The sequence below is a fragment of the Acinetobacter sp. Marseille-Q1623 genome (genome assembly GCF_902809895.1).
Classification (GTDB): Bacteria; Pseudomonadota; Gammaproteobacteria; order Pseudomonadales; family Moraxellaceae; genus Acinetobacter; species Acinetobacter piscicola_A.
On the sequence record NZ_CADDWG010000001.1, the window covers coordinates 1147234 to 1160885 of the forward strand.

General features: G+C 38.6%; 11 protein-coding genes. 5 read left to right on the top strand and 6 right to left on the bottom strand.

Going from position 1 to position 13652, the window contains the following annotated elements:
* Positions 1–55 precede the first annotated feature (55 nt).
* Positions 56–835: a ferredoxin--NADP reductase gene (locus HUV91_RS05455; protein WP_130073701.1), complete on the top strand. Its 780-nt coding sequence runs from the start codon at positions 56–58 to the stop codon at positions 833–835.
* Positions 836–955: 120 nt separating this feature from the next.
* Here the strand turns inward: HUV91_RS05455 and HUV91_RS05460 are convergent, their stop codons facing one another.
* The 3 genes from HUV91_RS05460 to cysK form a co-directional block, all read right to left on the bottom strand.
* A complete protein-coding gene (locus tag HUV91_RS05460; RefSeq protein WP_174492792.1) occupies positions 956–1429 on the bottom strand; it encodes a hypothetical protein in 474 nt (157 codons plus the stop codon).
* A gap of 155 nt (positions 1430–1584) precedes the next feature.
* Positions 1585–2772 (bottom strand): PilT/PilU family type 4a pilus ATPase, encoded by a 1188-nt coding sequence (locus tag HUV91_RS05465; protein WP_174492793.1) that lies wholly within the window; start codon positions 2770–2772, stop codon positions 1585–1587.
* A 296-nt stretch (positions 2773–3068) separates the two neighbouring features.
* A complete protein-coding gene (gene cysK, locus HUV91_RS05470) occupies positions 3069–4067 on the bottom strand; it encodes a cysteine synthase A (RefSeq protein WP_130073704.1) in 999 nt (332 codons plus the stop codon).
* Positions 4068–4375: 308 nt separating this feature from the next.
* Between cysK and plsB the strand changes: the two genes are divergently transcribed.
* Positions 4376–6544, top strand: coding sequence for a glycerol-3-phosphate 1-O-acyltransferase PlsB (gene plsB / locus HUV91_RS05475; protein ID WP_174492794.1), 2169 nt, complete (start codon positions 4376–4378; stop codon positions 6542–6544).
* Between the two features lie 55 nt (positions 6545–6599).
* Here plsB and HUV91_RS05480 read toward each other — a convergent pair whose 3' ends face one another.
* From HUV91_RS05480 to HUV91_RS05490, 3 genes are all read right to left on the bottom strand, one after another.
* Complete coding sequence (locus tag HUV91_RS05480) at positions 6600–7274, bottom strand: class I SAM-dependent methyltransferase (RefSeq protein WP_174492795.1); 675 nt, start codon at positions 7272–7274, stop codon at positions 6600–6602.
* 110 nt (positions 7275–7384) lie between these two features.
* The gene (locus HUV91_RS05485) at positions 7385–9073 is read right to left on the bottom strand and encodes an AMP-binding protein (RefSeq protein ID WP_130073707.1); all 1689 of its coding nucleotides are present in this window, start codon (positions 9071–9073) and stop codon (positions 7385–7387) included.
* A gap of 114 nt (positions 9074–9187) precedes the next feature.
* A complete protein-coding gene (locus HUV91_RS05490; protein ID WP_130073708.1) occupies positions 9188–9811 on the bottom strand; it encodes a TetR/AcrR family transcriptional regulator in 624 nt (207 codons plus the stop codon).
* A 147-nt stretch (positions 9812–9958) separates the two neighbouring features.
* On the opposite strand from HUV91_RS05490, the gene HUV91_RS05495 reads away from it, so the two are divergent.
* The 3 genes from HUV91_RS05495 (at position 9959) to HUV91_RS05505 (ending at position 13650) form a co-directional block, all read left to right on the top strand.
* Positions 9959–11131 carry an isovaleryl-CoA dehydrogenase gene (locus HUV91_RS05495; RefSeq protein ID WP_130073709.1) on the top strand — a complete coding sequence of 391 codons (1173 nt, stop codon included), beginning with the start codon at positions 9959–9961 and terminating at the stop codon, positions 11129–11131.
* Positions 11132–11240: 109 nt separating this feature from the next.
* Positions 11241–12842 (top strand): carboxyl transferase domain-containing protein, encoded by a 1602-nt coding sequence (locus HUV91_RS05500; protein ID WP_174492796.1) that lies wholly within the window; start codon positions 11241–11243, stop codon positions 12840–12842.
* A gap of 10 nt (positions 12843–12852) precedes the next feature.
* Positions 12853–13650, top strand: coding sequence for an enoyl-CoA hydratase/isomerase family protein (locus tag HUV91_RS05505; RefSeq protein WP_130073711.1), 798 nt, complete (start codon positions 12853–12855; stop codon positions 13648–13650).
* Positions 13651–13652: the final 2 nt, after the last annotated feature.

Consider the following 13652-nt stretch of genomic DNA (forward strand, 5'->3'; position numbering starts at 1 on the left):
GATTTTAGATTAGAATAGTAAGCTGTTCTAATTTGATAATTTATTGAGACCTTTAATGGCTGCTTTCAACGTCGAAAAGATTACTCACGTACACCACTGGAATGACACTTTATTCAGTTTTAAAACAACACGTGACACTTCACTCCGTTTTAAAAATGGTCAATTTGTGATGATTGGGCTTGAAGTGAATGGTAAGCCTTTAATGCGTGCATATTCAATCGCAAGTGCTAACTATGAAGAAGAACTTGAATTCTTCTCAATCAAAGTACCTGATGGTCCTTTAACTTCTATTTTACAAAAAGTAAAAGTAGGCGATGACATTTTAATTTCCAAAAAACCAACAGGTACATTGGTATTGGATGATTTAAATCCGGGTAAAAACTTATACTTATTGTCTTCAGGCACAGGTCTTGCGCCGTTCCTTTCTACTATTCGTGATCCTGAAACATACGAGCGTTTTGAAAAAATCATTGTAGTGCATGGCACTCGTTTTATTTCAGAATTGGCATATCAAGATTTAATTTTAAATGAAGTTCCTAACCATGAATTTTTCTCAGAATTGGGTGCAAAAGAAAAATTAATCTATTACCCAACAGTGACACGTGAAGAATTCCACACCCAAGGTCGTGTAACCACTGCAATTGAAACTGGTCAATTATTTGAAAAAATTGGTTTACCACGTTTCAACCCAGAAACTGACCGTGCAATGCTCTGTGGTAGCCCTGCTTTCCTTGATGATGTTGCAGCATTGCTTGATCAGCATGGCTTAAAAGAATCACCTAAAATGGGTGTGCTCGGTGACTATGTGATCGAACGTGCATTCGTCGAAAAATAATATTTTAAAATATGATGAAAAAACCGAGTCTATGTACTCGGTTTTTTCATGCCGCAAGTTGAATCAAAAAATCGAGGCATTAACCTCGATTTTTATTTTTCATAGACAGAATAAGCTTGATTATTTTTTCATACATTCAATCGGTTCTACAACCTTAAAAGGCTTCATCACTTGCAATATCATTTTATTTTTGCTTAACGCTGCAATTTGCGCCGCTGCATTTGGGTACTGCTCATATTCTTTTTTCAGTGCTTGTTCATAAGTTTTGTCATCAGAATCTACTTTTAACAATTTAGTCTTAGTAAAAACAAGCATTTGATCTTGATCAAGCGCCCAAGCACTTTTTGTTTTCATGCTGGTATGAATGGTTTTCTTCTCATTGCCAAATTGAATTTTTGAGTCGGAAAAATAGGTTCCATTTTCATAATATTGGTCATTCGATTTTATAATCACATTATTATTTTTAATAATTTGTGTACATTCCCACTCTCCTGTGATGGCAGAGGTGTCAATTTCTACAGCATGTGCAAAGCTTTGTGTAATGAGCGCAACAAGCAATGCACCACCAAGAAAAGAATATGTTTTTTTATACATCGTTACGTTCTATTTTATGAAAAAATTTCCTAAAGTTTAGCTGAATTTTTTATGAAGTGTTAATTTTAAAAATAATAAATTTGCCCATAAACTCTCTATTATGAAATATCGAGGTATAGCATCACAGTGATTTATACCTTGACATAGCATTTCAATTATTCAGCAGCATTTTCATCTTCATCAGCTGCTTCGACTTCATGCAACATACTTAAACTGGTCGCTGTAGATGCCCCATTTTGCTGATTTCGTGTAGCTTTTAACTTAATCTGTAAACGTAATTCATTGGTTGAATCTGCATTTCTCAGTGCTTCGTCATAACTAATCGCACCTTCATTGTATAAATCAAATAATGCCTGATCAAAAGTTTGCATACCAAGCTCACGCGACTTGGTCATGATTTCTTTAATTTCATGAAAATTACCTTTTAAGATCACATCGGAAATTAAAGGTGTATTGAGTAAAATTTCAACTGCTGCTCTACGTCCATCGTTATTTTCAGTGCGAATCAAACGCTGTGAAATAATGGCTTTCATATTTGATGATAAATCCATTAACAGCTGATTACGGCGCTCTTCAGGGAAAAAGTTAATAATACGGTCTAAAGCTTGGTTGGCATTATTTGCATGCAGAGTACCTAAACACAAATGTCCTGTTTCAGCAAAAGCAATGGCATGTTCCATGGTTTCTGTATCACGGATCTCACCAATTAAAATGACATCGGGCGCCTGACGTAAGGTGTTTTTCAATGCATTGTGCCAAGTATGACAATCTACACCAACCTCACGATGGGTAATCATCGATTTTTTATGCTTATGCACATATTCCACAGGGTCTTCAACCGTAATAATATGCCCTGCTGAATTTTCGTTACGATAGTCAATCATCGCTGCCAATGACGTCGACTTTCCTGAACCTGTCCCACCCACCACAAGGACCAAGCCACGTTTTTCCATAATCACATGTTTCAGTGATTCAGGTAATTTCAGTTTGGTAAAATTTGGAATTTCAGCAGTAATGGTACGAATCACCATACCGACTTGTAATTGTTGTTGAAAAACATTGACTCGAAAACGCGAAACGTTAGGTACACTGATGGCAAAATTACATTCAAGTTCTGTTTCAAAATCTTGACGTTGTTTGGCATTCATCAGGCTATAAGCAAAAAGTTTAGCTTTTTCTGCTGTGAGCTCTGGTTGCCCTAGAGATTTCATCAAGCCCTGATGCTTAATACTGGGTGGGAAATCTGCCGAAATAAACAGATCTGAACCGCCAAATTCAACCACTTTACTAAGCATGTGAAACATATAGCGTTGTGCTTCTTGCAATAATTCAGCTGTATACATAACTTCCCCGATTTTTCTTTAAATGAATGATTTTTAATCAGCTTATTTTGTAGAAATAGCGACTAATTTTTTGGGCATTCTGTCACATTTTTAGCCTTATTCTCAACATATTTTCATGATTTTGCTCGTACAAGTCATCAAAACCACTCTAAAAAATAGCCCTGATTCAATCCTTTCTATACTGTGTTTGCTCCTAAATAAAATATTTTTGAGAATGCATAAAAAAACCAAGGTCAAATGCCTTGGTTCTTATAAAAAATACGATGTAAAATTCAGATGATTTTACTCAATATGCGTTATTCTGCAGAAATATCCTCAAACAACACAGACGATAAATAACGCTCCCCCCCATCAGGTAAAATAACAACAATGGTTTTTCCTGCATTTTCAGGACGTGCAGCCAATTTTGCTGCTGCTGCCAATGCTGCACCACTTGAGATTCCTACAAAAATACCTTCTTGTGTCGCTGACTGACGTGCAAAATCAATCGCTTCTTGATTTTCAATGGCAATGACTTCATCGACTAAGTCTAAGTCTAAATTTTTAGGAATAAAGTTTGCACCAATTCCCTGAATTTTATGAGGTCCAGGAGTAAGTGCTTCTCCACGTTTGGCTTGACCAATGATTGGTGAATCCGCAGGTTCAACAGCAACAGAGTAAATAGGCTGATTTTTCACTTGCTCAAAATAACGTGAAATACCCGTGATGGTTCCACCCGTCCCCACACCTGCGACTAAAATATCAACTTTACCGCCTGTTGCAGCAAAAATTTCTGGACCTGTGGTTTTCTCATGAATAGCTGGATTGGCAGGATTTTCAAATTGTTGCGGCAAATAATATTGTTCAGGATGTTCTGTCACTAAACGTACAGCTTCATCAATTGCGCCTTTCATGCCTTTTGCAGGTTCAGTCAGCACTAAATTCGCACCAAGTGCTTTCAACACTTTACGGCGCTCTATACTCATACTTGCAGGCATGGTTAAGGTAATGTCATAGCCTTTTGCAGCAGCCACATACGCCAATGCAATCCCTGTATTACCACTGGTTGGTTCTACGATATGCATACCTTTTTTCAGTTTTCCACTTTTTTCAGCATCTTCAATCAAAGCTGCCCCAACACGGTCTTTCACAGAAAATGCAGGATTACGACTTTCAATTTTGGCTAAAATAGTTGCACCATGCGCTGCTAAACGGTTAATGCGTACCAATGGTGTATTACCAATTGCATCTGCGTTGTTGGCATAGACTGCAATGCCTAGATTTTCAGTTTGTGGGAAATGAGTATCAGTCGCCATGCGCTATCCTTAATTTATCAATCATCTTATTTATATAGCACTATCATAACGCCTTTTGTTGTATCGTTGATATTCCGTAAAGTGATTTATTTATAAAAATTTGTGAATAGTTTATTTGATAAAAATCAAATGCCTAGTTTTATACAATGTTTGCCTCATCGATTTATTTTATCCCCTTTATTAAAACAGAATATTTTCTTAAATATTGATGCTCTGTTGATGTACCCATCTATATATAAATTCTTTTATACATTTTTCTTCACTTTAGCCCATAATAGTCAGCATAAAGACATCGTGTTGAGATTTATATGGCAAACAATGCTTATCAAAAATTTTATCGCCAATTTACCAAAAAAGTTTTAGATAAAATTGTCAGCCCTCAAGTGCTTGGTGATACACAAGCCTTAGAAAATACATTAAAAGAACAAGATGCGAAACAACTCCCGATTTGCTATGTCATTCAAGACAATTCAACGTCAAATAAAGTTCTGATTGATAATGAAACAGAGAAACGCAGCTTACATTCTGCTTTTTCTGCGCTTAGGCTCAAGGAACACCAAGAGGATGATTCTTTTTTAGTACTAGAAGCCTCGACCCACAATGCCTCTGCTTATTATCCAGATAAATTAATACGGTTAGTGGAGTATTTATTAAAGCATAAAGAGGAAGATATTTTATTTGTTCCTGTCACCATTTTGTGGGGACGTGCGCCTGAAAATGAAGACAGTTGGTACAAAGCATTAATGGCAGATGCTTGGACCAAACCGACAGGGATTAAACAAGCGTTAAATATCACCTTATATGGTCGCGAAAATTATATTGAGTTTCATCAAGCCATTTCACTACGTACATTAATCAATAGTGCTTTAGAAGTCGCACCAAACTTTGCACCTGCGCATTATGTCGTTAAACAACTTAACCAGTCTTTTAATCAATATAAAGAAGCCATTTTAGGGCCTGATCTTTCTGACCGCCGTAATGTGATTAACAAATTACTCACCTCAGATGTGATCAAAGAAGCTGTTTTAACTGAAAGTATTCATAAAAAAATAAGTGTGCAAGACGCTGAAGCATTAGCGAAAAAGTATTTAGATGAAATCGTTTCTGACTTTTCATACTCAACGTTGCGTTTTGCTGAAATTGCCCTGACCAAACTTTGGACGCAGCTTTACGATGGCATTCAGGTACATAATTTTGAAGTCGTGCGTGAACTGGCTAAAGATTATGAAATTGTTTATACACCATGCCACCGTAGCCATATTGACTATTTATTGTTGTCCTATGTGATTTATAAACGTGGCTTGATGGTGCCGCATATTGCCGCAGGAATTAACCTCAATATGCCTGTCGTGGGACAACTCATGCGTGGGGCGGGTGCTTATTTTATTCGTCGCAGTTTTAGTGGTAATGCACTCTACACAGCTGTTTTTAAAGAATATGTACATAGCCTACTCAGCCGTAATACCCCTTTAGAATATTTTATTGAAGGTGGACGCTCTCGTACAGGTTTATTACTTCCTGCCAAAAAAGGCATGTTGGCAATGACCATTCAAAGTCATTTGCGTGGCAACAGTAAACCAATTGCCTTTATTCCAACCTATTTTGGCTATGAAAAACTGATCGAAGGTTCTTCTTATATTAAAGAACTGGGTGGGCAGAAAAAACAGTCCGAATCACTCTTTGGTTTACTCAAATCGATGCAAAAAATCGAAAAAGTATTTGGAATGGTGCATGTTAATTTTGGTGAACCCGTATTTCTCAAACCCATTTTAGACAAGAACCAAGTCCCTCAACATGTCGGTTTAGAGGAAGATTTACCTTCATCGGTCAAAATTACAGTCAATGAAGTTGCCGATGAAATTTTAGAAAACATCAATAAAGCCGCAGTCATTAACCCTGTAAATTTAATTGCGACTATTTTACTGAATGCGCCAACACATGCTTTGGCTGAGCGTGATGTTTTATTACGACTAGAACAGTTTAGAAATTTACTTAAATATCATGTCTATGATGAAAGAATGCAAATCACAGCGCTTTCAAACCATGAAATTATTCAGTATGCAATTAAACTTAAACAAGTTGAATTTATTGAACATGATAATGAACGTTGGCTTAAAGTGTGTAACCAACAAGAGGCTTTGCTTAAATATTTTAGCAATAATATTCTGCATACCTTGCTTTTACCTGCACTGATTGCTCATATTTTAACGGCACAAAGTGAGCCATACATTGAAAAAATCAGTAAAGACGAATTGTTTAATGCGGCTTTACAACAATATCCTGAACTACAAAAAATGTACTTCTTGAAATGGCAAGCCGATGAAATCAGTGTAGAAATCAAGCATATTTTAGATTATTTTGTGACTGAAAAATTGATTCAGATTGATGATCAAACGATTTTCATTCATCAAGCCGATGATACTTTGCGCTTATTAAAAGCGTTTGCCCATTTGTACACAGTGAACTCAACACATTAATTTTAAGCAAGTTTAAACGAATCCATTAGAAACCGAAGTTACTGCTTCGGTTTTTTTATTTCACTGCAAAAGTACCAAAATAATTTAAAACTTGCGCAAAATTTTCCACAGACTTAAAGCCGATATGTCTTAATAACTGATGCAATGCTTGATTCGAAATTAAGCAAAAATCATCTTGTAAACGCTCAATCATGGCTTGGCTTTGTTTTTCCGAAAGTCCTGTCAATTCGGCTAAATGCTGCAAAGTTTTCAATTGTTGTATATTTTCAATTTGCATCAAGTCATAGCTCAAACATAGAGCCTGATCTTTTAAAGCATGATAAATATCTTGAAAATAAAACTTTTTTTCAGTTTCAGGAATAAAATGTGAAACTAAAATGGACAATGCAGCATCAAATTTTTGTGCTGTATGACTCAGCCCAGAGGTATCGCTATGCAAAAACTGTACATGTGTTGCTAAGTTTTCAGACTCAAGCCGTGCTTTGGCTTTTTCAAGCATATTTTGAGCAGGATCGATGGCGGTAAATCTCCAATGTGGAAATTGAGCTGCCAAATAACACAGCTCATGCCCTGTACCACAGCCTACCACTAGAACTTCAGCACGTTCAGGTAAGCGTGCTTTGAGTAAAGCATGAACTTGTAAATGGATCAGTTCATAACCTGGGATGAGTTTTCGAATATGCTCATCATAACTTTCTACAACTTGAGGGTGATTAAAGTTTTTTGCCATGTTTTTTTGCCATGTTTTTATAACTATTGTATTGCAAATAAATGAAACGCACCAAGCCCAAACAATATCACTTGCAATAGAACTTAGTGCGACTTTGGATCACTTAAAGTTTAAGCGATTTCTTTTAAATTTAATTCATTACGCATAAATTCTTGAAGTTTAAATTTTTGCGCTTTTCCTGAAGCAGTCATCGGAAACTCAGTAAAGAATCGCACATATTTCGGCACTTTATTATGTGAAATATGCTCCTTACAATACTGACGAATGCATTCTTCTGTCACCTGATGATGATCATGTAAAATAATACACGCACATAACTCCTCACCATAACGTGGATCAGGTAAACCAATCACTTGCACATCAGATACATCAGGATGGGTATATAAGAAGTCTTCGATTTCTTTCGGGAACAAGTTTTCTCCGCCACGAATCACCACATCTTTAATGCGCCCTTTAATTTTAACAAAACCTTCTTCATCCATTTCAGCAATATCACCCGTATGCATCCACTTCGCAACATCAATCACTTCTTTGGTTTTTTCTTCATCTTCCCAATACCCCAACATCACTGAATAACCACGTACACACAATTCACCGAGTTTGCCACGAGGTACAATTTTTCCTTGCTCATCGATGATCTTCACTTCAAGATGAGGTTTCACCCGCCCTACTGTGCCCACACGGCATTCAATCGGGTCTGTGGTTGAAGTCTGCATACTGACAGGTGCAGTTTCAGTCATACCATAACAAATGGTAATTTCACTCATATGCATACGATCAATCACACGTTGCATGATCTCACGTGGACATGGACTACCGGCCATAATGCCTGTACGTAAACTACTTAAATCAAACTGATCAAATGTTTCTTCTTCGAGCATGGCAATAAACATGGTCGGTACACCATAAGCTGCTGTACATTTTTCTTGTTCAATGGCTTTTAAGCTTGCCAACGAATTAAACACGGCGGATGGATACACCATGGTTGAACCATGCGTGATACAGGCAAGATTACCCATCACCATACCAAAACAATGAAACAGTGGCACAGAAATACACACACGATCTTGTGGTGTTAAATGAATGCCTTCTCCCACAAAATAACCATTATTTAAAATATTATTGTGGGTTAACATGGTCCCTTTGGGATTCCCTGTTGTACCCGAAGTAAACTGAATATTAATGGTTTCATCAAATTGTAGGTCTTGTGCAATTGCCTGTAATTGCTTTAGTTCTTGTTGGCTAGGTTGGCTTAGCAAGTCTGAGAAACGATGAATACCTTCATGCTGTTGCTCATCTATTTTGATCACATATTTTAAATGAGGAACTTTCTCAGCATTTAAAACTTTATCCTGTGCAGTCTGAATTTCAGGGGCAATTTGAGTCAGTACTTGCTGATAATCAGAGCTTTTAAAAACTGAAGCAATGATCAACCCTTTACATGAAACTTTATTCAGTACGTATTCCAACTCATTTTTTTTATAAGCAGGATTAAGATTGACCAAAATAATGCCTGCTTTAAAAGCAGCAAACTGGGCAATCGTCCATTCCACACAGTTGGGAGACCAAATCGCAAGGCGATCACCTTTTTGAAGCCCTAAACGCAATAAACTACAGGCAAAGGCATTGACTTGATCTTGCAGCTCTTGATAACTGAGCCTGATATTTTGATGAAGACTGATCACCGCATCCTGATCAGCATACATCTGACATGCTTCATCAAATTTTTCACCAATCGTCATCCCTACTAAAGGTTGTTGACTTGTTCCATATGCGTAACTTAACCGTACTTGCGACATTGAATCATACTCCTTGATTCTTTGTGATTTTGCTTTTCTAATCTCTAATCTAATTGTTTTCCTTGATCACTTGTCGAAACAGATTTTATGTGTATTTAAAACGTTAAATAAATATTAATCCTCCTTGCTTTGCATCGCATTTACACAAAAATCGGCAATCTGTTTCACAAAATAATCTTTATAGGACTCATCAAACATCACATTTCTTGAAGGATTTAAAGGTTCAATCACCACAAATGTCATTGCACCCACTACACAAAGTGCAGCTGTATTTAAATCTTCAAAACCGAATTCACCTGTGGTTTTTCCTTGAGCCAAAATTTCCTTCATGCTTTGTTTGATCAATTGTTTACTACGAAAACGACCATGCTCTAACTCTGGGTCGACAGGTTCAAACATCAGTGAATATGCCAGTTGTGGACTATTCATTGCACGCTTAACAAAAGTCGTAACTGCTTTATGTAACTTTTGCGTCGCAGTGAGCTCACCTGCCGCAATATGATTCAAAATATCAACTTCGACATGGATTGCATCATCTAACACCTCTATCAGCACTTGGCTTTTATTGGCGAAATAACGATAGACCAAGCCGCTTGATACGCCTGCTCGGTCAGCAATCGCTTGTATCTGTGCATCTTTAAATCCACCTTCAGCAATTAATTCACGTGCAGACTGCAAAATCGTTTTGCGATTTTGTTCCATTCGCTCTTGCATTAAAGATGATCGTTTATAGCTCATATTTTGTATTCTCAACCAATTAAAATGAATTGTAAATCAATTTTTGAATTTATATTCACTTTTTCAAAAAAAACATGTATTGTAAATTTAGCAACAAGAAAAAGTGTTTTTTGGCACAACAACTAAAACCGTTAGGATGACAGGATGATGAACCTACACAGTATTGATTTTGGATTGGATGAAACATTAATTGCACTCCGTGATTCAGTGGCTGCTTTCTGTGCAAAGGAAGTTGCACCGCTTGCTAAACAAGTCGATCAAGATAACTTATTCCCCCATCACCTTTGGAAAAAATTTGGTGATATGGGACTTCTGGGTTTAACCGTAAGCGAAGAATATGGGGGTACGAACTTAGGTTATCTTGCACATATTTTGGTTATGCAAGAAATTTCTCGCGCTTCAGCGGCTATCGGCTTGTCTTATGGTGCACATTCTAACCTATGTGTGAATCAAATTAACCGTAATGGCAATGCAGATCAAAAACAACGCTATTTGCCAAAATTGATTTCAGGTGAATATGTAGGCGCACTTGCAATGTCTGAACCGAATGCAGGTTCTGACGTGGTCAGTATGAAACTCAAAGCCGAAGATGCTGGGGATCATTTTATCTTAAATGGCTCGAAAATGTGGATCACCAATGGTGGCGATGCTGATGTTTTAGTGGTGTATGCTAAAACCGATCTTGCCGCAGGTGCAAAAGGCATGACCGCATTCCTTGTTGAAAAAAATATGGAAGGCTTTAGTCATGGTTCACACCTCGACAAACTCGGTATGCGTGGCTCAAACACCTACCCGCTATTCTTTGATAATGTCAAAGTACCAAAAGAGAATGTTCTAGGTGGTGTTGGTAATGGCACAAAAGTCCTGATGAGTGGCTTGGACTACGAACGCGCTGTTCTCAGTGGTGGGCCTCTTGGCATTATGGATGCCTGTTTAGATGTCGTCATTCCTTACATTCATGACCGTAAACAATTTGGACAAGCTTTAGGTGAGTTCCAACTCATGCAAGGCAAAATTGCCGATATGTATTCAACATGGTTAGCGTCTAAAGCGTTGGTCTATGCCGTCGGTGCTGCATGTGACAAAGCGGATCATGATCGTGGTTTACGTAAAGATGCGGCAAGTGCAATTTTATATTCTGCTGAAAAAGCGACATGGATGGCAGGTGAAGCAATTCAAACTTTAGGTGGCAATGGTTATATCAATGAATATGACACAGGTCGTCTATGGCGTGATGCAAAACTCTATGAAATCGGCGCGGGTACATCAGAAATTCGCCGTATGTTGATTGGTCGTGAATTATTCAATGAAACCAAATAATTGAACTTAATTTTCAAATGATCTTGGCATTGAAATCAATTTCAAGATCATTTCAACAACAGCTCTGCTGAACCAATAGTCGAATATAAAAAAGACAAGGACGTTCCTGATGAATCAAATACAAAGCAAAATTAATATTCGAAGCGAAGATTTTAAAGCCAATCAAGCGGCGATGCAGCAACTGGTCGATGATCTTAAGCAAAAAGTCGCAACCATTGCTTTGGGTGGTGGTGAAAAAGCCCGCGAAAAACATATTGCACGAGGCAAACTCTTGGCACGTGATCGTATTGATCAACTGATTGATGCAGGTACAGCTTTTTTAGAAATCGGTCAAATTGCTGGTTTTAATGTCTACGCTGATGATGTCCCTGCTGCAGGTGTCGTGGCAGGTATCGGGCAAGTCCAAGGCGTAAGCTGTATGATCGTGGCAAATGATGCAACGGTGAAAGGTGGAACCTATTATCCACTCACAGTGAAAAAGCATTTACGTGCGCAAGAAATCGCTGAACAAAACCATTTACCGTGTATTTATATGGTGGACTCAGGTGGTGCATTCCTGCCGATGCAAGATGAAGTTTTCCCTGACCGCGACCACTTTGGACGTATCTTCTACAATCAAGCGCGTATGTCGAGTATGGGCATCGCTCAAATTGCCATTGTGATGGGCAGTTGTACCGCAGGTGGTGCTTATGTGCCTGCCATGTCAGATGAAACCATTATTGTGCGTAACCAAGGGACGATTTTCTTGGGTGGTCCACCACTAGTCAAAGCAGCGACGGGAGAAGTCGTGACTTCAGAAGACCTCGGTGGCGGTGATGTACATACACGTCTTTCAGGTGTTGCCGATCATTTGGCTGAAAATGATGAACACGCGATCTTAATTGCACGCAATATCGTTAAAAATTTAAATAAAACGCCAAATCAAAATAATATTGAAATCGAAGAACCGCTTTATGCAGCAGAAGAACTCTACGGCATCATTCCAACGGATACCCGTAAACCTTTTGATATTCGTGAAGTCATTGCTCGTATTGTGGATGGTTCACGTTTAGACGAGTTTAAAGCACGTTTTGGCACAACACTCGTCACAGGTTTTGCTTCAATTTATGGCATGAAAGTCGGCATCATTGCCAACAACGGGATTCTATTTTCAGAGTCTGCACAAAAAGGCGCTCACTTTATTGAACTGTGTACACAGCGCAATATTCCTTTGTTATTCCTGCAAAATATTACAGGCTTCATGGTGGGTCGCCAGTATGAAAATGAAGGCATTGCCAAACATGGTGCAAAACTAGTTATGGCTGTAGCAACTGCAAATGTACCGAAAATCACCATGGTAATCGGGGGTTCATTTGGTGCAGGGAATTATGGCATGTGTGGTCGTGCCTACTCGCCTCGTTTCCTCTGGACTTGGCCAAACTCGCGTATTTCGGTGATGGGTGGCGAACAAGCTGCAAGTGTGCTCTCCACTTTAAAACGTGACCAAATTGAATCTAAAGGTGAAAGCTGGAGTGCTGAACAAGAAGATCAATTTAAACAACCGATTCGTGATCAATACGAGCATCAAGGTCATCCATATTATGCGTCTGCACGCTTATGGGATGACGGTGTGGTTGACCCTGCTCAATCTCGTCATGTTTTAGGTTTAAGTTTAGCGGCTGCACTCAATGCACCGATTTTACCAACCAAGTTCGGCGTGTTCCGTATGTAAGGAGTGCAAAATGGATTTTCAGTATTTACAACTCGAACAACAGCAGCAAGTCGCAACGGTTTGGATCAATCGTGCCGAATTGCATAATGCCTTTAATACCCAAGTCATTGAAGAATTAAACCAATGTTTTCAGCATCTCAATACACGTGATGACATTCGCGTGGTGGTTTTAGCAGGTCGTGGCAAAAGCTTTTCTGCGGGTGCTGACCTGAATTGGATGAAACAAGCAGGTGAAGCCTCACAAGCAGACAATGAAGCTGATGCTTTAAAACTGGCAAAAATGCTGCAAAGTTTAGCGACGTTAAAACAACCGACCATTGCGCGTGTGCATGGTGTCGCGTTTGGTGGAGGGATGGGATTAGCTTCTGCCTGTGATATTTGTATCGCCAGCACTGATGCAAAATTTGCAACCTCGGAAGTACGCTTGGGTCTAGCCCCTTCCACCATCAGTCCCTATGTGATTCGTGCCATTGGCGCACGTCAAGCATCACGCTATTTCCTTACAGCTGAACGTATTTCGGCAGAACAAGGCAAAACGATTGGTTTAGTGCATGAAGTGACCACACCTGAAACTTTAGATGAAAAAGTAAATGAAATTGTGAGCACATTATTGTTGGGTGGACCACAAGCACAAGCCGCTTCAAAGCAACTGATTCACATGGTTAGCCAAGAAAGTTTAACCGAGGATTTACTCATTCAAACTGCTCAGCATATCGCACATGTACGTCAGGGTGCTGAAGCAAAAAATGGATTACAGGCGTTTTTAAATAAACAAAGCCCTGAATGGATTACAAACAGTACAGAATAAGG